The organism is Paenibacillus sp. MAHUQ-63 (genome assembly GCF_028765165.1).
In the GTDB taxonomy this organism is placed as follows: Bacteria; Bacillota; Bacilli; order Paenibacillales; family NBRC-103111; genus Paenibacillus_E.
This window is the reverse complement of sequence record NZ_JARADB010000008.1, coordinates 172,939-195,472: the sequence shown is the minus strand read 5'-3', so window position 1 is coordinate 195,472 and position 22,534 is coordinate 172,939. Positions and strand designations below refer to the sequence as shown.

17 protein-coding genes and 1 pseudogene are annotated in these 22,534 nt (G+C 45.8%); 4 read left to right on the top strand and 14 right to left on the bottom strand.

Annotated elements, in window-relative coordinates; translation table 11 throughout:
* The first annotated feature begins 69 nt into the window (after positions 1–69).
* Positions 70–1,047: an aldo/keto reductase gene (locus PUT07_RS31065; RefSeq protein ID WP_274472657.1), complete on the top strand. Its 978-nt coding sequence runs from the start codon at positions 70–72 to the stop codon at positions 1,045–1,047.
* A 352-nt stretch (positions 1,048–1,399) separates the two neighbouring features.
* Here the strand turns inward: PUT07_RS31065 and PUT07_RS31060 are convergent, their stop codons facing one another.
* From PUT07_RS31060 to phnD, 3 genes are all read right to left on the bottom strand, one after another.
* Positions 1,400–2,272 carry an NAD-dependent epimerase/dehydratase family protein gene (locus PUT07_RS31060; protein WP_274472656.1) on the bottom strand — a complete coding sequence of 291 codons (873 nt, stop codon included), beginning with the start codon at positions 2,270–2,272 and terminating at the stop codon, positions 1,400–1,402.
* Between the two features lie 33 nt (positions 2,273–2,305).
* Positions 2,306–3,277, bottom strand: a complete 972-nt coding sequence (locus tag PUT07_RS31055; protein ID WP_274472655.1) for an aldo/keto reductase — start codon at positions 3,275–3,277, stop codon at positions 2,306–2,308.
* A gap of 167 nt (positions 3,278–3,444) precedes the next feature.
* Positions 3,445–4,788: a phosphate/phosphite/phosphonate ABC transporter substrate-binding protein gene (gene phnD, locus PUT07_RS31050; protein ID WP_274472654.1), complete on the bottom strand. Its 1,344-nt coding sequence runs from the start codon at positions 4,786–4,788 to the stop codon at positions 3,445–3,447.
* A 181-nt stretch (positions 4,789–4,969) separates the two neighbouring features.
* Between phnD and PUT07_RS35700 the strand changes: the two are divergent.
* Positions 4,970–5,014: pseudogene (locus PUT07_RS35700) on the top strand (YHYH domain-containing protein); the annotation flags it as partial.
* A 110-nt stretch (positions 5,015–5,124) separates the two neighbouring features.
* On the opposite strand, the gene PUT07_RS31045 reads toward PUT07_RS35700, so the two are convergent.
* The 9 genes from PUT07_RS31045 to PUT07_RS31005 form a co-directional block, all read right to left on the bottom strand.
* Positions 5,125–5,475: a DUF805 domain-containing protein gene (locus PUT07_RS31045; protein WP_274472689.1), complete on the bottom strand. Its 351-nt coding sequence runs from the start codon at positions 5,473–5,475 to the stop codon at positions 5,125–5,127.
* Positions 5,476–5,773: 298 nt separating this feature from the next.
* On the bottom strand, positions 5,774–6,205 hold the full coding sequence (locus PUT07_RS31040; protein ID WP_274472653.1) for a hypothetical protein: 432 nt from the start codon (positions 6,203–6,205) through the stop codon (positions 5,774–5,776).
* 144 nt (positions 6,206–6,349) lie between these two features.
* On the bottom strand, positions 6,350–7,117 hold the full coding sequence (locus PUT07_RS31035) for a hypothetical protein (RefSeq protein ID WP_274472652.1): 768 nt from the start codon (positions 7,115–7,117) through the stop codon (positions 6,350–6,352).
* A 1,625-nt stretch (positions 7,118–8,742) separates the two neighbouring features.
* Positions 8,743–8,919 carry a hypothetical protein gene (locus tag PUT07_RS31030; RefSeq protein WP_274472651.1) on the bottom strand — a complete coding sequence of 59 codons (177 nt, stop codon included), beginning with the start codon at positions 8,917–8,919 and terminating at the stop codon, positions 8,743–8,745.
* Positions 8,920–9,310: 391 nt separating this feature from the next.
* Positions 9,311–9,973, bottom strand: coding sequence for a CPBP family intramembrane glutamic endopeptidase (locus PUT07_RS31025; protein ID WP_274472650.1), 663 nt, complete (start codon positions 9,971–9,973; stop codon positions 9,311–9,313).
* 261 nt (positions 9,974–10,234) lie between these two features.
* Complete coding sequence (locus PUT07_RS31020) at positions 10,235–10,801, bottom strand: Uma2 family endonuclease (RefSeq protein ID WP_379241040.1); 567 nt, start codon at positions 10,799–10,801, stop codon at positions 10,235–10,237.
* A 94-nt stretch (positions 10,802–10,895) separates the two neighbouring features.
* The gene (locus PUT07_RS31015) at positions 10,896–12,122 is read right to left on the bottom strand and encodes an RtcB family protein (protein WP_274472648.1); all 1,227 of its coding nucleotides are present in this window, start codon (positions 12,120–12,122) and stop codon (positions 10,896–10,898) included.
* 15 nt (positions 12,123–12,137) lie between these two features.
* On the bottom strand, positions 12,138–12,983 hold the full coding sequence (locus tag PUT07_RS31010; protein WP_274472647.1) for a nucleotidyltransferase domain-containing protein: 846 nt from the start codon (positions 12,981–12,983) through the stop codon (positions 12,138–12,140).
* 28 nt (positions 12,984–13,011) lie between these two features.
* On the bottom strand, positions 13,012–14,118 hold the full coding sequence (locus tag PUT07_RS31005; RefSeq protein WP_274472646.1) for a slipin family protein: 1,107 nt from the start codon (positions 14,116–14,118) through the stop codon (positions 13,012–13,014).
* 647 nt (positions 14,119–14,765) lie between these two features.
* Between PUT07_RS31005 and PUT07_RS31000 the strand changes: the two genes are divergently transcribed.
* Complete coding sequence (locus PUT07_RS31000; protein ID WP_274472645.1) at positions 14,766–16,076, top strand: helix-turn-helix transcriptional regulator; 1,311 nt, start codon at positions 14,766–14,768, stop codon at positions 16,074–16,076.
* On the top strand, positions 16,063–16,893 hold the full coding sequence (locus tag PUT07_RS30995; protein WP_274472644.1) for a WYL domain-containing protein: 831 nt from the start codon (positions 16,063–16,065) through the stop codon (positions 16,891–16,893). Before PUT07_RS31000 ends, PUT07_RS30995 begins: the two co-directional genes overlap by 14 nt.
* 58 nt (positions 16,894–16,951) lie before the next feature.
* Here PUT07_RS30995 and PUT07_RS30990 read toward each other — a convergent pair whose 3' ends face one another.
* Both PUT07_RS30990 and PUT07_RS30985 read right to left on the bottom strand, forming a co-directional pair.
* Positions 16,952–22,045, bottom strand: coding sequence for an S-layer homology domain-containing protein (locus PUT07_RS30990; RefSeq protein WP_274472643.1), 5,094 nt, complete (start codon positions 22,043–22,045; stop codon positions 16,952–16,954).
* Between the two features lie 313 nt (positions 22,046–22,358).
* Positions 22,359–22,532: a hypothetical protein gene (locus tag PUT07_RS30985; protein ID WP_274472642.1), complete on the bottom strand. Its 174-nt coding sequence runs from the start codon at positions 22,530–22,532 to the stop codon at positions 22,359–22,361.
* Positions 22,533–22,534 lie beyond the last annotated feature (2 nt).

Below are 22,534 nucleotides of genomic sequence, written 5' to 3'. Positions count from 1 at the left end.
TGTCATCACGAACTACTCTTCACAGCATTAGGTTCTACTAAATTTAAGAGGAATGTGGGAGGATGAACCATGAAATACTCATACTTAGGCAAATCGGGCTTGAAGGTCAGTCAGTTATGTTTGGGAACGATGAACTTCGGACCGGAAACTGAGGAGAAAGAAGCTTTTCGTATTATGGATGCCGCCCTGGATGCTGGAATTAATTTCTTCGATACGGCTAACGTGTATGGCGGTGTTGAGAGAAGAGGATGGACGGAAGAGATCATCGGACGCTGGTTCAAACAAGGCGGAGGCCGCAGAGAGAAAGTCATCCTGGCTACCAAAGCCTACGGGGACATGAACGATCCCCATGATGGACCTAATGCCGAGCGGGGATTATCCGCTTACAAAATCAGACGTCATCTGGAAGGCTCGCTCAGAAGATTGCAGACAGACCACATAGAGCTATATCAAATGCATCATATTGACCGCAATGTCACTTGGGAAGAGCTGTGGGGCGTCTTCGAATCCGCGGTCAACCAAGGGACCGTCGACTATATCGGCTCCTCCAACTTCGCCGGATGGCATATTGCGGTCGCGCAAGCAGAGGCCAAGGCCCGCCATTTCTTAGGCTTAGTATCGGAGCAGCATAAATACAGCCTGCTGGACAGACTTCCTGAGCTGGAGGTCCTCCCTGCTTCCGAGAAGCTGGGCCTCGGCGTTATCCCGTGGAGCCCTCTCGCGGGCGGATTGCTCGGCCGCAATGCCTTGACCGGTACAGGCGCACGCAGCGCACGCTCGGCCGAGCGGGTCGCGAAGCACCGCCCTCAACTCGAGCAGTTCTCGGCGCTGTGCAAAGAGATCGGCGAGCCGGAAGACGTCGTCGCCTTGGCTTGGGTCCTCTCGCATTCCGCGGTTACTGCGCCGATTATCGGACCGCGTACGTTCGAGCAGCTTCAGGATTCGCTGCGCGTACCGGAAGTAACCCTGAGCGAGGATGTGCTCAAGAAGCTGGACGAAATCTTCCCAGGCCCTGGCAAACCGGCGCCGGAAGCATACGCCTGGTAATGAAAAAGGCTGTCCCCAAGGTCCAGATAGGACCTGAGGGATGGCCTTTTCTTCTGGGAGAGTGTTCGCCCCGACAACCTAACGGACACAGCAGCCGTTATATGCGCAATGCACTCTGTGCTTCGATTCTAACGGACACAGCAGACCCTATTTAGCCCATTTCGGAGCAAAATCCACTCAAAATGAGCAAATAGATGCGCTGGTGTCCGTTATATATTTAAAAGGGCCCTTTTTCAACGAATAAGGGCTGCTGTGTCCGTTAGCGAGACCCGGCATTAGCCCCTTCCTCGGGCAGCAGTGACGAATCGCAGTAAAAAAGCGGCTCATCCCCTAAAGGATCAGCCGCCTTTTTTCATGCCTGCTCCATCAATTTATATTGAGGCTCCCAGCCCAGCAATCGTTTCGCCTTCGCATTGGAAATCAGCGACGTTCTTCCCTCCAGCGGGGAGCGAATATCTTGGACGCCGGGCAGGTATTTCTCCACGAGCTCTCGAGTCATCCGGTTCGACGAGCTGTCGTCCGCCGCAATAATGAGCGCCTCTGCGCCAAGCCCGTCCGCTTCAATCGCCTTGTGGCAAGCGGAGGCAACGTCCCTCGCATCAATGTAAGACCACAGAATGCGCAGACGAGCGTCCGTATCGTCGAAATTGGCCTTGATCTGTGCATAGCTCTCCGGCACAAGAATATTGCCCAGGCGGAAGCTCACCACCTGCATGCCGGTGCGCCGGTTGAATGCCTGTGCCGTCACTTCGTTCACAACTTTGGACAAGCCATAGCTGTCCTCCGGCAGCTGCGGATGATCCTCATCGATCGGAAGATACTGCGGCTCGAAAAACTCGCTGGCAAAACAAATCCCGTAAGACGACTCACTCGAAGCAATAACGACTTTCCCGATGCCCAAGTTCGCTGCAGCCTCCAGCACATTGTAGGTGCTCATCACATTATTGCGGAAGCACACATCGTTCGTATGCGTGTAGGCCTGAGGAATCGCGGCAAAATGCACAATCCCCGCCACCTCTTTCCGATTCCCTGTGCTATATGGCGACAGCGCGTTGATAACTTGTCCCAAATCGTTAAGATCCGTAATAATCGTCCGGCAGATCGGTTCCGCCGGTGCTTTCACGTCCAGATTAATGACATCGTAGCCATGATCCACAAAATGCTTCAGAATCCACTGACCCGCTTTCCCGCTGCCGCCAGTGATAATGATTCGCTTTTTATCCATTGATCTATAATCCTCCCTTAGCTGTCTCTGCCTCTAACCTCTATAGAAATCCCGAATCCAACGATGCGGCTTCAGCTTCTCCAGCTGTTCCTTAGTCAGCCCTTGCCCGTCGCCAACCCGCATATTCGCTTCCACATTGCGGACCGAGCGCATGCCCGGAATAACGGTCGACACAGCAGGATGGCTCAGCACATACCGCAGAGCGATTTCCGGCATTTGTTCCACGGATGCTTCCAGATCGGATGCGATCTGCTGTACGCGATCATAGACCTGCTGTTTGCGGTCACCCCGGAAATAACCGTTGCGGAAGTCACCTTCGCTGAAAGTCGTATCCGGTGTAATGCGTCCCGTTAAGCCGCCTTCATCCAGCGCAACCCTGACGATGACGCCGACATTGTGTGCCGTACAGGCAGGAAGCAGCTGATCCTCCGGACTTTGCTCGAAAATGTTATAGATCACCTGCACCGTATCGATCAGCCCCGTTTCAATCAGCTTCAGGGCATTGTTCGGTTGATGATCGTTGATCGAAATGCCGAAATGGCGGATTTTGCCTTGTTCCTTCAGCTTGCGGACACCTTCCAGCCAATCGCCCTGTCCCACCCATTCGTCGGACCAGACGTGGAACTGCTGCACATCGATCGTGTCCAGACCGAGGTTGCGCAGGCTTTGCTCCGTACTAGCTATGACATGCTCCGCTGTAAACGCCTCTTCCACCGGCACTCCGTCCCGGGCGGGCCATTGTCTGTTCTTCGGCGGGATTTTGGTCGCCACGTAGATCGGTTGACTGTGAGCTTTCACCACTTGTCCAACCAGCCTCTCGCTATGGCCGTCCCCGTAACCCAAAGCCGTATCAATGAAGTTCAGTCCCAACTCGATGGAACGGTTCAGTGCAGCGATCGACTCATCGTCGGACGCCCCGATCCAGGACGTTTTGCCAATCCCCCATGCTCCGTAACCGATTTCCGATATCTGTAACCCTGTTCTGCCAAGAGTTCTATAGTTCATTGTGAGCCCTCCATTCATGCACGGATTTGCTTTCATTGCTATTATACAAGCAAAGGAAAAACTACATAAGAACTGAAAAAGATGTCAGTTAGTTACGTTGCGGTAAGTAAGGAAATAAAAAAATCCCCCACTGTAGTGAGGGAGAAGATCCGATTCTAGTAATCCGGTTAATCTTCACTTATTGAGCTAAGCGCTTCACGAACGATTTCAAACTTATTGTCTTCAGAAAGTGTATACCCCTGGTGTGCAAATACATCCTGAATCGTCTTCTTTCCGACTGGATCATTCCCTAAAGAAACAAAAGCATCCTGAATTTTCTTCCGCCATTCTGAATCCATATCTGATCGCACAGCGATAGTGTCATTAGGGATCTTATCAGAGAACGCAAGAATACGGGTATCTTTCATTAAATCAGGAAAATCTCGCAGCATGAGTGAGCGAACGTCCTGAAATACTGCAGCAGCATCGACTTGGCCCTTGAGTAAGCCAACAATAGCTCTATCGTGACCTTGAAACATTTTCCCCTCAACATCTTTCACTGGATTTATTCCGCTATTCCTTAGCACCAAACCTGGGTAAACGTAGCCTGCAGCAGAAGTCACACCCTGCCATCCAATGGTCTTGCCCCTTAAATCCTCAATATTCCAAATTGGTGAGTCCGCTTTAACAACGATCATAGATTGGTAAAAGTCAACGAGCTTCTGAGTCGGCTTACCCGTGAACGGATCCACACCATAGCGCAATGCTTGCATAAGTACATCGGCCACCTTAAGATTATCATGCGCATAAACATATTGGGATGGCGGCAGAAAACTAATGTCTACTTTCTTGGTAGCCATTGCCTGAATAACATTGGGATAACTGTTGGAAACGGTCATTTTAACGGGAATCCCTAATCGATCACCAAGTAGTTTCTCGAGTGATTTTGCTTTGGCCTCCAAAGTTTCTGCGTTTTGGGACGGTACGAACTGAATCGTTAATCCGTCGGGCACAAATGTAGCTGATGCTGGTGTGTTATTCTGTGGCAGAGTGCCCATGGCGTGATGTCCTGTATTTACATTTGATGTCATCGTCTTAATCGTAACACTTTGGTCGGCCGAGCTCCAAGATACGCTTGCTCCGAGCGATTCACTTATGAACCTAATCGGAACCATCGTGCTGCCATTTGAAACATATGAACTGGAACTTAAGACAATTGCTCTCTCATTGATAAGTGCAAATGGTGAGCCGGGAATGAGTTGAACCACTACGCCTTCCTTCTCGGCGGTTACTTTGTGATCTTCATCACTCCAAGTCACACTCGCATGTAAGGCTTCGAAGATAGCTCGCATAGGTACCATAATAGTCCCCTGGTTATTAACGGGCGGTTCTTCAAAGCTCACATTCTGGTTATCAACGATAACGACAATATTGTCTCGGTCATTATCTGCCACTACCATCCCACCACTCAAACAAAAGAAAATTAAGATTACAATGGCGGTAATGCGTAACATCGCTTTTTTGGTTTTCATTTTTGTTCTCCTTGTTATTTGGATTAGCTAGACTTCCCTTTTCCCCTTATTTTACCATATAGATATGAAGCAAGTAGGCACAAAAATAAAATTTGAAAGCCCTTGAAATATCTGGTACTATCACACAGTTAAATACTACTAGATTTTAGGAGATGGAAGAATTGAAGTTTAGGCAAAATCCGTTTATGCGCATTCTGGCCGAACGGACGCTAACGGCGGACATAATTGTTCAGCAAGATTAATTTTGCAAACAACACTTTTTATATTTCTAAATAAAAAACAACTAACCCCATCCCTTCAGGATGGGGTTAGCTTATTAATTGACGGACAACTTACTTACGCAAACTGCTTCGGGTTCGGACCATATTTGTTCTCATTAGGCTCACTGTCCATGCAATTAAATACGATAAGAACAATGCTTCCAATAAAAGGGATTAGACCAATCAAGATCCACCAACCGCTTTTCCCCGTATCGTGGAGTCTCCGAAATGTAACGGCTAGTGACGGCAGCAAGACAGCCAAAGAATAGATACCGGTTAAAACGGATTTAATATCCAATATGCGTTCAATAATTGCAAGTCCAATAGAGATAATCAAGTTGAAAAGCACAAACATCCAATATTCCTTGCGCCGTGCTCTTCCTGAAAACCCTACGTAATTTTTCAACACCTTTAAATACCAATCCATCATTATTCCTCCTTCAACATTCATCAAAATCTTTATGTAAAACAGTTGTCAGATACATTTTACAAGAATATGCTCGAATGTCCATAAAGATTCACAAAACTCTTCCTAAAGATTTGATAAAATTCGACATTTACTCCCTCATTTACTCAATAAATGCCATCTCCTTTGTCATTAAGAATTAAGAATCTAATGATGTTCGCATGGGACACGGACATTTCCCCTTTCAACGAAAGATGTCATGCTTTTATATTTATGAAGGTGAGGGGTGTTTGATGATTGGAAAATGAATTCAGGCTGGTCATTTCTTGTTATTCACATACATTTCCACAATGGATGAGCTGATAGCGAATACGAGGGCCGCTCCTACGAAGAACGAATACAGCAGGATTGCATATTCCGATAATAAAAATTCCGGACTTGCTAAATACCCAAATCCACCGAACATATAGGGCACCATTGCCGCGATAACTAAGCTAATTCCTATTAAATATACTGTCTTAAGTAAGGTATTAATTACGAAGAAACGAGTCTTAAAAAGGCGAAAAAATAAAACGATTACAAAATATATGGGAAGTGCTGAAAATAAAAAAAAGATGTTTACCCAGGGATATAGTTGATCCATCTCGTTATTATCAGGTATGGCAAGTAGGTGGTGAGCCGTATTGTAGGACAGGACTCCCGAAAAGTAGCTTAAGACAACAATTAAGGTATAAATCAAGAATCCTTTCATTGTTTGTTGAACTCCTCCCTTCCTAATAGTAATTCCTTCTGGACAAATTCTTATTGTCAAAATACCAAACAGCCTGCTGACTCTGCTCCTTACGGAACAATGTACTACAGGCTTGACTCAAAGGTTTCAACACGTTAGTCATCTTTACTTTTCTTCGATCAGATCCACTTTATTGATCTTTAGATCCTTACCATATTCGGCAACTGCAGTAGCAACTATTTCGGGTGCTGGGCTAACCGCTCCTGGAAGATGGGCTGTGATCTTATTTTTGTCAATGATAAACTGTACGATATCTCCAAATGCCACATTCTCGTTCCACGTTCCTGCTGCCGACTTCTTGTATTCTTTCTTAAATTTCATCCCGTTAGCCTCTAGCTCAACTGTAACTGTTTTATCTCCCTTGGTTATCTTACTTTTAACATTCTTCTTAATAGCTATTATAGGGTTCTCGACTAGAATCTCAGATAAATCCTCCTTTTTTAAAACATGAAGTTCCTGTTGAAGAATGCCCGTTCCATAACCTTTGGTAAGAATTATGGCAATCTCATCTTTACCTCCCGTATAAAAATCTCCAACCGTTATTGTCGGATAATACGTCGGATTTATCGTTGTGCTCCATGAAAAAGTTTTGCTAGGTTCTTTCGTTTGGACCGTAATTCCTTTAAATACGTCACCCTCCGCCGGCTGATATGCGAAGATCATCATGCCACCTGTTTTTGCTAATTCTATCTTCTTATCCATTGAATCGGTTATAGCCATTGGCGTCGGGGATACCTCTTCTGTTTTCGTATCGACGGCTTTTACACAACCCGCGACCACCAGCGTAACCACCAGCGTAAGTCCTAACACGCATAACGTCCTTTTCAACTCCACTCCTTTAGAGACATAATCTATTGACGCCAAGATCAACATGTAATACCCCATGGTCTATATAATGTTAATATAATCTCTATAAAAATACAATTATTACTATATTTTACTTTTGTTTATCTATCTTTATTTAGTTTCTAAGCTTCTCACTGATCTAACTAGAAAAGCCTTATTAGCACGAACAAAGAAGCCAGGCAGTTACAGACTGCCTGGCTTCTACTGCTTCTAAAAAATATAATTCACCTAATATTCGGCGAATTCCATAGGTCATGACTCTTGCTCTTGGGACAGACTCTTGGGATTGCACTTCTAGAAGTACGTTGATCTTCCTTTTATAAATCACGTCTACCTAACACTTCCACAATGGATGTGCAGATTGAAAATAATAAGGCCGTTCCTATGAAAAACGAATAAAGTAAGAGTGCATATTCGGACAATAAAATTTCCGGTCTTGTTAAATACCCAAATCAACGAGTCTTAATAAGGCGAAAAAATAAGATGATTACAAAATATATGGGAAGTGCTAAAAATAAAAAAAAGACTTTTACCCAGGGATATAGTTGATCCATCTCGTTATTATCAGGGGTGAGCCGTACTGTAGGACAGGACTCCCGAAAAGTAGCTTAAGACAACAATTAAGGCGTAAATCAAGAACCTTTTCATTCATTGTTAAACTCCTTCCATTCTACGATCTAGCGTTATAACTTAACATGGAAATTCAATTCTATGAAATGCATTAATTGATCTACGGATCCAATATACACCCCCAACACGGGAGGAATCCGCCCACGTCTTCCGTCGGCAAAGTAAGTATCAACAGCTACATTTTTGTAAGGATGAAACATGCTCCTATCTAATTTAACTCTTTTCCCCTCCGAGTCGACATAGTAACATTCGATAATCCCTGTAATCTCCTCCTTATTCCTCTAGTAATAAATTAATAACATTAAAGAAGCATAAAGATTTTACAAATTTTCTCATATTCCATAGACATTTATTATTTTTTATCGTACGTATGTTGTAATAATTATATTTATTTTACTTAATAAGTAAGGGGTGAAAAATAAAGGATGCATTGATCCTGAATTAACGTATTTACTGTTGTATCAGGATCCGTGGTAGGCTATTGTTCCGGCACATGCCAAAAAGATCCAAGTTCCTATTAATTGATGAAGCGTATAGCCACTTCGTATATGTAAGGAGACTGTTATGAAAAGTAAATTAATAGTAGTTTCGGCTATGGTGTTAAACGTTATCTTCATGTTGTTTGTTTTGTATGGTCAGAGCTATGTAGAGTATGCTCCTACTATCGGATGGTTAGGTGCTTTTATTACATCTCTAGTCATTTTCGTTTCATACCTCATTCAAAATAAGTGAATTACTTGTCAAAGAACAGGGATTTAATATCAGTACATTAAGTCACTCTCTTGCGGGGTGGCTTTTTTCACTTATTGAATGTTGATTTTGAGATTGAGAGGTGTATTTCTATTCGTATAGGATTAAAGAATTATTTTGTCAGACTTTCTGTTATTATATTAATCAGCATTTCCTCTATCTTTTTTCTCCTCACTATGTTTTCAGAGAAGATGCATAATAATCAGGGCATATAACCCAAATTTCATCGTGCCTCGTATTCTCATTGGTATTACTTTTGCATCAAGTCTTTTCTAGAATTTCTTTTTTAGTTCTTGGATTTCTTCAAGTATTCTATTTAATTCTCTACTATTTTTTACGTTATAAACCATAACTATAACTACAACAACAAATAACAAAATAAAAGGTAAAATTGAAGAGAAGAGTCCCCAGTATACAGCCGATAAATTCCACTTTACATCTTCACCCACACAACCATCTCCATTCACTAAATTTGAATTGTTATATATCCCTTGATGGTTGGCTCCAGGGCTGATGCAGATTCCGAATGAGAGGGCTTGCTCGAGGGATAATTACTTTGACATGCATCGCAGAAAATTAAAATCAGTTCTAATAGAACTATTAGGGGCAAAAAGTGCGTTATGACTCGCTCCCGAATTTCAATTTTATAAGTTCCGATCCTCCTAGTTTTACTTTTACTCATTGTAGCTAGCTATAATGCTAATATAGTTTGTGGAAATATACAATTATTACTATATTTCACTCATGTTTACCTTTTGTTTCCTCTCACAAACCAGTTTGAAAACGCTGAAAACTAAAAAAGGAAACCACTCACGTGGCTTCCTCCAAAATCAAACATTATCAAGTCCCATGAAATTGAATCATCGCGTACATATCAAGAAACCCGTGAACCAGAATAATGGGAATAATGCGTCTCTTTTTCGCAAAATAAATGGAGAAAACAAAAAATAGTACCCCGTTTAATATCGCGGGAATTGCACCTTGATACAAATGATACGACGTTTGGATCAGTGTACTAGCCAGAACAGCGATCTCTTCTTTTTTGAAAAAGTGAAGAAACTCCGTTATTCCATAAGCCCGAACGATCAACTCTTCAAAGAAAGGATTCACAAGGATAAATATGAGATAAAATGGTGTCATATCGCTTTTTAAAAACCCAATGTTACGAACTTCAGCATTCATGTGTGGGACAAATAGAAACATTAGTATCTCGAGTATATAGAAGGAGAAATAGAGTAATATCGCATGACCAAGATCGGAGACTTTGAAGGTAATGCCAAGTTCCTTGAAGCTCCTTTGCTGACTCCGGAGTGAGGCGCCAAGTAAGATTAATGCAAGCAGTTCAAGGACCACGCTAAAACCGAAGTCCAAATGACTACCGCCTACCGCCCCACTACTTGGGTGAAATAGAAGATATGTTGAATTAATAATCGGCCATAAAAATGCAAAGCATAGTACGATAATTAACGAGATTAACCTTTTTCTTTCCTCAAAGTTTATCATGAATGTGCTCCTTAAGTTCATTGATCCAATCTGAAAAGATCTACAACCACACAATATTTTACATAATTAAATTCGAATGTCGATGAAGATTTACATAAGTCTGTATAAAGATTTGATAAAGTCCGAGTGGCTTAATCCATTATGCTGGCGCTTCTCCGCAACATAGTTAAGTGGTCCAAGGAAAAGACTTCATATATAAAAAAGACACCGTCCCTCCTGTTAAAGAAGATTACGATGCCTTTCTGCTGATTCATTTATGCATTATTCCCAGCTAAACAGTCTGCTCGCAGACATATGCAAATCTTTGAAAACGAAAGATTGAATTTCCTCCTGCTCCGTATACAGATTCCGTACCTGGTAAGCGCCCTCCTGCAGCGTGTATACATGAATCGTTCGATTCCCAGGATCAACAATCCAATACTCCTGTACGCCATACTTCTGATATAAATTAAACTTTTCATTAAAATCTTTCAACGCCGTGGATGGTGACAGAACCTCAATGATTAACTTGGGGGCACCATAACAACCGTTTTTGGATATTTGATCCTTCGAGCAAACAACCGAGAGATCCGGCTGTGTAACATGATCAGGTGTTTCGTACTCGCCGCTTTCACTGAAATAAACATCGAATGGAGCCACGAACACATAGTAACTCCGATCCTGAAAAAATGTCCGCAATTCAAAATGAAGCTCGCCTACAATAAATTGGTGCAATGAAGTTGGAGCCGGCGATATGTTATAAGCTTTTCCGTTTATTAACTCCCAATTTCCTTCCCAAGTCAACCAATCTTGATAGGTGTGGATTTTCTTCTCATCCGGATTTGACACGATGTTCGACCTCCTTATGTCTACTTCTTGAACCATTCATTAAGCTTACTCACGCTAGATCACTCTTTTTCGATAATGCCGGTTGAAAATAAAATCAATCCTTATACGGATCAAACTCATCCGCTCCAGCCATACAAACACCGATCGGCTTCAGTACATGCATAACCTCGATCGTTTCCGCATGCGCATCCAGCACTTCTTGCAGCTTCCGGTACACGAAAGGACTCTCGTCCGTACCCGCGCCGCGCAGCTCCACACCATAATCCCGAACAGCTTTCATCATTTGTTCCGCACTGATTTGACCGCCGTTTCGGGCGCGGGTTTTCCAGTTCATTTTCCCTGCCGCTTGAGTCCGGCTCATGACCCGCCCCGCTCCATGAACGGTGCTGTAGTAAGCATCCCGGTTCTCCAGGCTATCCTTCCCCTTCACGATAACGGAGATATCGCCCATACTGCCGCCGATGAAGCCAACCTGACCGGGTGCGGACGGAGTTGCTCCTTTGCGGACGACCACGACTTGCTTGCCGTTATGCTCCTCCTGCCAAGCGTAGTTATGATGGTTATGCACTTCCAGGTCCGCTTCCGCTCCCATAATCGACAATACCTGCTTCATCACATAATCCCGCCCGGCATAGGCATAACGCCCCGCCAGCTTCATCGCCCGGTAGTACATATCGCCAAGCTCGCTGCTCAGATCCAGCAGGACAGGCGGCTGATCCATCTTCTCACCGGGGGCGTTCGCGAGAAACTCTCTGCCGGCAGCCAAGTTGATGAAGCCGCTTGCCGTTTTGTGACCGAACCCGCGGCTCCCGAGATGATTCGCGATCCACACACGGCCGGTCCCCGCCTCTTCGAACAAATCTACGAAGTGGTTGCCGCTGCCGACGGTGCCGAGCTGACTTTGCGCCAAGGCTTTCAGCTTTTCGTGCTCCTGTTTGCCCACCGCCTTGAAGACGGCCCAATCCGGATCGTCATAAAGCTCGTGATCCACCTTCTCATTATTAACACGGCCCACGCCAAAAGAGATTTTGCGGGCGATCTCATCCATCTTCCTCGCTAATGCGGGCTTCATAGATTCGGCAAACAAATTGGTACGCACCGCTTTGTTGCCGCATGCAATGTCATACCCCACACCGGAAGGAGAGATTTGTCCGTCATAGACGACAACACCGCCGATCGGTTGGCTGTACCCTTTATGATGATCCGCCATAAGCAGCGTTTGGACGACATTACCAGTGTTCGCACATATCTTTGCTTGCGCTAACGCCCCGCTGTCGGGATTCCCCCAGACACGAACGCCTTCTATATGTTGATACGCCATATCCTATTTCAACTCCTACATCTTGTAATCATACCCGAGTTTAAAGCCCTTTGGCTTAGTAGTATTGTTTTCATTACCTTGTTCCCATACTTGTGTCAGCACGGATCGAAACAACTCGTCAAGCCTCTGATCCTGTCCCCCATCTGACGACTGCATACCCGCTGATATCCGCCCGTAAAACTCCATTCTTTCTTCCAAAAACGTGTTGATCGCGTTAATCCTCGGTTCGTAATCCATCTCATCGCCTGCTCTTTTACGTACAAGCAAACCACCGATAATCTCCTTAAGCTCGCTTTCCCTTGGCAGAATGGCATCAACCAGCCTACCAAATTCTATAGGCGGCATGGTATTGTGCTTTTCTATCCATTCGCATGCCAGAATCGGACGGAGAACATAAAAGTATTTCTTGATTTTCACCAGCTCACCCTGCAGGTACTCCCGATAGTTCCCCTTCGCCATGTGCAAATAGTGATGCATGCATGACCTTGGTGAAAACGTGAAAGGAGCAATACAACGAATTTGATCCGCTACTTCATGGTTCTCCCTATAGACGATCGGGGACTGAAGCCACTCGAGCAGCGGTGGATTGGACTTACGGAATAAGTTCAAAGCTTTGCGCAAATCCCATCCATTGATATCCAGCATGTCGCTAATCGGACGTTCGATCACATCCCGCTTCTCATAGATCGATAAGTACCACTCCACAGGCCGAACATAGAGAAATCTCACGTCGTAATCGCTATCCTTTGATGGGAATCCCCATGCACGGCTGCCCGATTCGCATGCATACAAGATCCGGACGTTCTCTTTCTTCTCGATTTGCCTTAATTCCTCTAATACATGTTCTCCGACATCATGCATGCGGCTATCCCCTCTCCGGTATTTTACGTTATTGTCTAGCCCCACCAAGAAGCGAATTCAACTGCTCCAACAGATTACCCCCGCCGGTCAGCGAAATCGTCCCGATTTTCTCACACATTTTCTCGAGAAATTCAATTTCCTTCAATCGGAAGAGAGTCTGATTCTCATCCATCAGCTTGGCTGTGTTAAGCAGGCTGCGAGTGGAAGCTGTCTCCTCACGACGGGTAATCAAGTTGGCTTGGGCCTTCTTCTCGGCTAGCAGAACCGTATTCAGTATCTCTTTAACGTCCCCAGGCAGAATGATATCTTTGACACCGGCGGAATAGAATTTAACCCCATAATCCTCGCTCATGCCGTTCAGACGGGAAAGTACAAATGCCGCAATCTCTTGCTTCATCCGCAACAGGTCATCGAGCTTCAAAGTCCCTACATATTCACGCAGAATTAACTGCAGAAGAATATAGACCTGATCTTCGAAAGCTTTGATCTCCAGTACCCGCAGCGGGTTGACAATCTTGTACTGGCAGACGAAGTTTAAACGAAGCGTTACCTTGTCTTCCGTCATCATTTCCTGACCCGTCATATCCAGCTGCTGCTGCCGCAAATCGACGGTTTTGATCGATGCCATCACCGGCCCCTTCCAAAAGTAATATTTCCCCGGGGCAAGCACCTTCTGCATGACATTGTTATAAAATAGCACCCCTGTCTCGTGGCTGGCCACTTCGGACGCATAGAGATACCCAGCAATTTTCGCAAATATCGCTTTATCTATATCTGAACCAACCTCTGGTTGGCGAATGTCGACTCGAGTAAAGTCGTGCTTTTTGAGCACAGTCCAGAAAGCATATTTACCGGCTGTCAGCAGCGACACGAACTTGCCATCCTCATAATGAAGCACGTACTCATGATCCTGAACATGGATAACGGTAAGTTCACCGAGCAGACGTTCATCTTGAAGAAACAAATTCAGATCTTTCCCCTGCACGGCAAACGGCTTCGTAACATTCAACAAGACGATCTCATCATCCGAAAATGGAGCGATCCGATAAGCGCCCGGCTGCAAGTGCTTCACATAACTGCCTTTTCTAAACAATAATCCTCTTTCGTCAGCTTTCACAATGATTTTCTTAAACATAATTTATCTCCTCATTTCACGGAACTTTGATGATTTGATGGTGGTTGGTGACCTCTCATAGGGAATCCCCCTGATTCAGGAGCGGAGCCAAGCTTGAGGTTGGGGAAATCGGTACTTGCACACGTAGCTTACGGATAGCGAATGCGATCTCCGTTTCAGTCCGCGCTCGCTCTTCTTGCCGCTACCTGGTCGTGCACCTTATTCCTATCCGGTATCCACTGGCTGCTAAGCTGCGTTCTCAGTGCCTGCTCGATGGCAAACTGAGGATTCCCGCTAATAGGTCTAATAAAATTGATCATCGCTCGAGTGGAAGTCGAGTGTTCTACCAGAATCGCTCATTATGCGATTGGGGAATCGAACCCCAAATAATGGTTTCTTACCGTCCGATCGTACAGGATACCGCAGCATACGATGCGCGGCACTGCGGGACATCTCGATATCCCTGCCTCGTTACGACCGTCCGAACAAGAAACATGTAGGATGGGAACGCCCTTTGGCTTTTATCGTCTACAGGTTCTATCTTCGCTCATTTTCGTAATAACGAACATGGCGAAAGTATTACGACGCCGCATAAACTTTTCCATTCCACCCAAATCCATCCCCTGTTACAATGGAAGAACATGTTACTTTTGAACGGAGGATCCCTCGTGGCCAAAGAGAGCTTTGATAAAGAAATTCAGTTCCTGCGGATGCTCGTGCTTACCAGCGGGGCGTTCAGCAGGCAGCAGTTCGCGGAGCGGCTCGGCATTTCCGTCCATACCTTCGATAAAACGATCCGCCGGCTCAAAGAAGTCGTGAGCTCCATGCACCAGCATTTGCCCAAGGAACAAAGCCGGGAATTAGCCCAAACGATTCGGTTCAGCTACTATGACTCCACCGATCCTCTGCTCTTGTTCCTGTTCCGCGCCAAATCCGTCAAGGAATCCGAAAGCCAGCGCATCTCGCTGCTCATGGCCGCGATGAACGATCAGCCTATGACCACGATGGAACTTTTGGATACGTGCTGCAGCAGCCTCCCCTCCGATCTTCCGATGCCCGACGAGAAAACCATACGCTCCGACCTCAAATACTTGGAGGAGGTTGGCGTCATTCGGAGAGAACCAGGCCCCCGCCCCTACCAATACCGGATTCAAAATGATCTGGTTCGAAGCTTATCGGATGAGGAGCTAATCGATCTTTACGATTTCGTGGATGTGATGGCGAACACGCAGGTCCCTTCGGTCCAGGGCTATCTGCTGCGCGACGGCCTCAAGAAGCATCTGCTGCGCAACCCAGCCCGGCAGGATACGCTCGAACCATTTCTATATAAGTATCATTATCACTCCCGAATCCTGGATGAGGCGCATCTGTTTACGCTCCTTCATGCCATCCGGCACCGGCGCAAGGTCCGTTTCCTATATTTCTCGCCGAAGTCTGAGAAAAGCTACGCTTCCAAGAACACCAATCCCCTCTTCGCACGGGACACGGAGGGCAAAGCCGAGAGGACGCTTCCGCTTAAGATTGTGTACGATCATCAATATGGCAGATGGTATCTGCTCGCTCACGGCAGAGAGGGCCTTCGCAAATACCGCATGGAAGGCATCACCCAAATCGAAGAGGATGAAACCGTGGATGAGGCTTGGCATGAGGACAAGAAGAACGAGCTTGCGGAGAAAATAAAATACAGCTGGCTCATCGATACCGGCTTACCCGTGACCGTGCGCGCCCGATTCTATCATCCGGAAGGCTCGGAGCCGAACTTCGTCAAAGAGCGCGTCCTGCTGCAGGGGCAATGGGGAGAGATTGTGGATGAAGATGAGGAATCATTCGTATATGAAATCCAAGTCAACGGCACGACCGAAATCAAGCCCTGGCTGCGCAGCTTCGGCTCTAGCTGCGAGATCTTGGAGCCCAGCCGGCTGCGGCGGGAAATGATTGCCGAATGGAAGGAGATTCAGTCTTACTATGAATCTGTTTGAGAAAATTTTTAACCACCAGATCATCTCCCGGTTGGAGGACTCCGGCACCTTCATGGTCACCTCGCACGAACGTGCTTGGCTGAAGACGATGCTCGAACAGCCGGCGGCAGCCGATGCCTTCACGGCGGGTACGCTGGATAAGCTGCGCTCCATCCTCGAGCCGGATCCCGTCATGGATACCTCCCGCCACTTGGTGGAGAAAGCCCGCATGTCGGAGAAGCAGGTCTACCACCCGCTCCTGCGAACCTTGCGCCGGCACATCATGAACAAGACAGGCATCCGCCTGACCTACGAAATTAAGGGTGGCCGCGTGAACACGGATCATTCCGGCGTTCCCTACAAGCTGGAGTACTCCATGGTCAAAAGAGAATGGTATCTGCTCTGGTATCACACGCGGCATCACGCCTTCATGAGCACCCGACTGAACAAAATCCAAGCGCTCACGGAAGAGTCCATCGAACCGTCGTCAGTAGAGCGTATACGGAACCAAATCGGGAGAACACTCGATTCCCGCAAAAGCGAAGTGCTTATCGAGATCGTCCGCCTCTATAATCCGGAGCTGTCCCGCATCCTGTACGCCTTCTCCAGCTTCGAGAAAGACGTAGAGTACGATGCGGCGAACGACACCTATCGGGTCAGAATCACGCTGCTTGGGGATGAAATGGAGTATTTGCTCTCCAAAATTCGCTTCCTGGGGAAACGCGTCCGGGTGGCGGAGGGCGATTATTTGAAAAGGCGGATGCTGGAGTCATCGGGGAAGGCTTTGGAGCGATATGGGGTTGTTGCGGGGGAGGATGAGGAAGAACTGCTGGGGTAAGGAGAAATGAACATCAAAAAACTCTACATCAACGATGTAGAGTTTTTTGGCATTAAGCTTATTTCATGTCGTTAATTTGCTTCAGCATACGTACGACAACGGTGACCACTTGAGCTCTTGTGCTATTTTGAGACGGTGCAAAATGGGTATTGTCCACACCATTCAGCAAGCCAAGTGATGTAGCCGCTGCAACGTATTGTTTAGCCCACTCACTTATGCTGCTTGCATCTGCATAATCATTCGGTAGATCTGAAACAATATCGCTCAGTTTTTTACCGGTAACGTTCAAATACGCATTGACCATCATAACCGCCAGCTGCTCTCGCGTTACATAAGCCTCTGGAGAGAAGGTGCTGTCGCTTGTCCCTCCTACGATATTCGCAGCATAAGCGGCGTTCACAGCATCCACATACCATGAATCAACAGCTACGTCTTCAAAAGCTTTTGATTCTGCTTGAGAGGACAGGTGAAGTGCCTTCTGCAGGATGGTAACAAACTGCGCTCTCGTCATGTTGCTGTCCGGTTGAAAGGATTGCTCGTCCATACCATCGATAATCTTTTTGCCGACAAGCTGATCAATGTCTTTTTGAGCCCAGTGCCCTTGGGTATCCGCAAATGTTTTCTCGGCTGCTGCCGTCTTCTCCAAAACGGCATACTTCGAAAAGTGTGATAATGACGCGGTAATTGTTCCGTCGCCATTTATCCGTCCCCCGATATAGGTCCAGGTGCTCGTTGTCTCATCCAACCAATACACACCCAAATTCTTATCGTTCGTTACTTTTGACGGATCGTAGCGGAAAGTTGCCTCAATAGGCGTCTCAAACGTTGTTAGGACCTTATCTTTTTCAGCTAATGAAAGCTCCAGGATCGGGGATGCCGTTGCGAAGTCTCCAAGGATCTGAACGTCTTCAGAAGCAATTGTAAGCTTCACAGTTTCAAATTCGTATGCCCCACTTAAGGAATTAACGGGGAATATGAACTGCACGTCGTTTGCTTTAATGATGATAGGCTTGCCCTTATTCGCCGCAATCTTAGCGATATCTCCCTCGAAGCTAACGGTAGTAATATCAAGATGCTGTTTAGCCGTAGCATCAAGGATAAGCTCCTTCTTGGCTTCTTTGGCGAGATCGATCAACATATCTATATGAGCCGGTTGGAAGGAATAAGTCATTCTGCCGTTGGCGTCACGCGTCGGCAAGCTTACGCCTCCGCCTCCTCCGCCACCACCACCGCCTCCGCCTGCTCCACCGACCCCAGGGGCGGCAGGTTCAGCTGTATAGGTTTTTGCAATCTTCATACTTGGATAGCCGCCGCCATGCTGCACGGAGAAATACAAACTCCCCTCCCCGGACCCTAGCTGAGGAACGGTAAAGCTCAAAGAAGCAGCATCCGGGGCAACTTCTTGACGTAAGTATGAGTTGGCTGACGTGGAATCGCGATACACCCTTACGATATCTCCGTAATTCAGACCCGATACAGTAATCGTATCAGAGGATCCGGTTTTATTATTAGTAATTTGAATTTGATCGGGATTCAAGGATAATCCGTACGTCCGATCAATTATGTTAGTGGTAACAGGAGTGCTCATTCCCGTCGAAGACACGGCATAAACTGCAATCTTCGTTGCTCCTAATGGAATCTGGGTATTCATAGGGATACTAGCCTGATATATGCCAAATCCGCCTCCTGGAATGCTAACCATTGCTTTAAGTTTTTGCAGTTGATCGTTGACGTAATAAATATCGTAACGAGTTGTAGAATAGAAGCTATTACCAGAATAAAAGAGTAGAGTCCCTCCTATTTCCCCTGCATCTCCATCATAATCCAGTTGGTTCACACTAATGGCAGGGGATTGGCTATCCGTCGGCAAGGTAGAAACAGATTCACTCGATATATTATCAACCAGATTATAATACCCCAATAAAACCTCCTCATTTGTCGGATTCACCGCTTTTACCATCAAGCCCCAAGCACCCGCTGGAATTTGCATATCCTGAATAGTGAGGTTATACCGCTGCTGCCCTTTGTTCACCTCAGCGATAGGCTGCCCGATAGTCATTAGATTTAAATCCACAAAGCTGACCACATATTTGCTTACCATATTTTCATTGAAGACAGGAATCCAGTGCAATACGCCATCAATTTCCGAAGCGCGAGCATCTAAGTCCTCAAAGTAATCATTACCTGGATCAGCGTCGATACTGTCCCATAATCCGAAGTAGAGTCCGTCCTTGCCCTCACCTTGACTATTTTTGCCGAAAATCCCGATCCTTTGAGTACCTGCTGGAATTGCAGTCCCGTGCGGCAGTGTAATTTCATAAGACGGATAACCCACCCATTGATTGGGGCGATTAAGGTTATTTCTAGTTATTTCGGCAATGGATTGCAGTTTAACATTGTTCCCGTCGACGAAATAAAGTACATAGCTTGTTGCCGCTCCTTCCGAGGAGGCTTCTCTCCAACTGAACGAACCGCCAATGCTTCCTTGAGATACATCTCTATCCAAGTTTGGACCCATGAAAAGATCCGGGGCGGGAATCGCTGTATTCGTTCCTTCAATAACCGGACTACTTATCGTATTATCAAAAATCTGCATCCGGTACAATTCAGTTCCAACATTCCCAACCAGATCTTTCGGCCTTAAGTCGAGATAAACGGCCCCCTGTGGCACAATATTCTCGGCAACATCAACACGATAAGTTATACCAGGCAATGTATGCTTGGAAACACTGTAATTACCACCGAGCTGTGCTCCAGAAGCATCAGCAAATGATATTTGATAACCGGTATAGTTCATTTCAATTGGCGTGTACCATGAGACCAACGGATGGATGTTTCCACGAACGGTATTCTGATCTTCAAGTGTATAGTTAAAGTAGGAGGGTGAATTCCCTCCGCCTCCGCTACCTGGCGTATTGACATAATCCGAAAGCTCAACCGTCGCAGCGGAAGAACTTTCTCCGTTAGCGTTCTTTGTATAAACGCCTATATACTTCGTTCCCGGCATAATGCTTGTTTGGGGAATTGAATAGTTATAATACCACCGAGATGATTCATACGGAGCATCTCCAATCAGAGGTCCTAGTTTATTCAAGTTTTCATCCAGAAAATAAATCGTATAGCCGGTTATGATGGAGGTGCCTGGCGGCATACTGTACCAAGAAACCGTACCTCCTATTACTCCTTTAGTCGACTCAGTATCGTAAAAGCTTACATCTGTTACTCTAAGCTCCGGAGGATTGAATTCCGGTGCATGATCGCGAAGCGCCTGCATATTAGTGAACATCTGTAGGGTTTTTCCGTCTTCAGATACCACTACAATTTCACCGTTTGGCAAAGGTAATACAATCTTCGCGACGGATGATAGATGGTATTGAATAGCATACGAATCCCGATTCCAGACCGCATCTTTGGCAAAAACGTTGACTCCGTTAGCGGCAATAATAGCTGCTCCGGAATAGCCGTTCCATGAACGGAGCAGCGTATTTTTATCCAAAAGAAAGCCTGCGTAATAGAGGTCGTTTCCACTCAGCGTGAGACTGCCTTTAGGAAAGTCAGGGTAACCGAATAATGGTGAAGCAACCTGCTGTGACATGTCGGTTAGATTAAATTTAAAAACCTGACCTGCTGCGTACTCATTCGCTTTCCCGAAATATAAGGCATTATCAGCTGCACTGAGAATCATTCGTCCTGGAGTATCAATACTCGCAGCATAGGTAGCCTTAGTTCCAGTAGCCGTATCCAGAACCCGAATCCCGGAAAAAGTTCTATCGCTTGCGGTGTAGTACAGCTTTTGATTGCCATAAACAACTTGACTGACAAAACTGCCGATGTCCCAAGAATAGACAGATCCGCTGACACTGGTTCCAGAAAGTGTATCCACTCTAGCAATTTTATTAGCCGATGCGAAGCTAATATATAGTTGGTTATGATCCATGTAGATGGAATTCGGTTGAGAGCCTATCGTTCTGGTTTCTTGAACGGTCATATCGCTTGTTCGTATTCGCATTAATTGATTGTTTTCGGCCGAAATGGCAAACAAATTCGCACCATCGCTGCTATATACGACATCCGTCACTGTTTTATCAAGCACAACCTTCTGACCATCCGATATCGGAGGTTTCGGAGTCGTTGGATCTGCGTGGATGATTTGAATAACATTCGGGATATTCGAGTTCCAAACGTCAGACCCCGTATAGGAATAAATGCGATTCTGACTATCCACTACAACATTTCTGGCTGCAACAGGAAGCTCGGCAATTTGAGAAAATCCGTCCCGCTCATACAAGTAGCTATGGGATGGCGCAGCTGCCCCAGAGTTTCCTGAGTCACTAGTAAACACTTTGTCGCCTGCAATATGCATGACATTATGCTTATAGCTCCCTTCAATGGATGCTAGGTCTGTGGTTTTGAATCGATAGCGCGCATAGAAAACTTGCCCCCCATCGACAAGCACCTTTCTGGCTGGATAACTGAAGCCGTAGCCGTTATCATAACTAGTTTTCGCAATGGGCTGCAGGGTCGTCGTGCTGTACGAAAAAAGATTGGAGCCGCTCATGCTCGACTCGCCAATAAATAGAATATGGTTCATCGCATCGACAGCAAGATCGGGGTTGTAAAAAGTTTTCGCAATTCCTGGACCCAGCATAGACTCTAATTGTGTTGCTATATCGTAGGCCGCCACTCTACACCACTGGTCATATTCTGCATAAAACAACTTGCTGCCATCCATGGCTATTTCGTATGGCTTGATAGAGGTTGTAATCGATCCCACAACTGCCTTTTGCGCAAGATCCACGATAGCAATGGTATTGGAACCAGACAGTGCAACGTAAAGCTTGTCACCAGCCTGTACTAAATCTGAAGGTCCCGAACCGACAGTTAAATACTTTTCAATCTTAAGGTCACTCATTCGGATAAATAGCAGCGTATTGGCTTTAGGGGAAACAGCGTAAATATACCCTCTCGCTTCATCCAAAACCCATTCCCTGATTGGATTTTCAAGTGTAAGGGAAGGAGGGGTTTCACTTCCTGCATATGCTTTGTTTTCATTAATTCCTGGGAAAATGAAAGATGAGAGAAACATAAATATAGCCAGCAAAACTATAGATATTCTCTTATTTAATAACTTCCTGTATGTTCTGGTGTGCATGGAAGACACAATCCTCCTAATTGATCTAAAGTCATTTTTGTCAGTAATATACTACAAATTAATTTCTGTATATGAAGCTGCTGAGAAAACATCCCCCTCTTCATTCAAATTCAGTCCCTGTGTGATCCACAGGGATATGCAAATATTAACTGCTCTTCCAATCCTAATGATTTCGTTTTAAGAAGCGAATCCCCTCTAACTTTGTCAAAACTTAATAATTTGTTCCCCATTATCAGACAAAAAAATATCCCTACATCAAGGATGTAGGGATACTTTCCTGCAAGATCTATTCCGTTGTGCCAGAAACTCTCTACTAATTGATTAAATGCCTTACAACCCGCTTCACAATATCATTCGCAGCTTCTTCAATGGACCCCTTGCTGGAATCAACATCGATAAACGCGCTGCCAATGATCTCCTGCGCCGCAGCCCGGTCATTATCGGACCCGGACACCACCAAAGCGATCAATCCCGCATCGTTCAGCACTT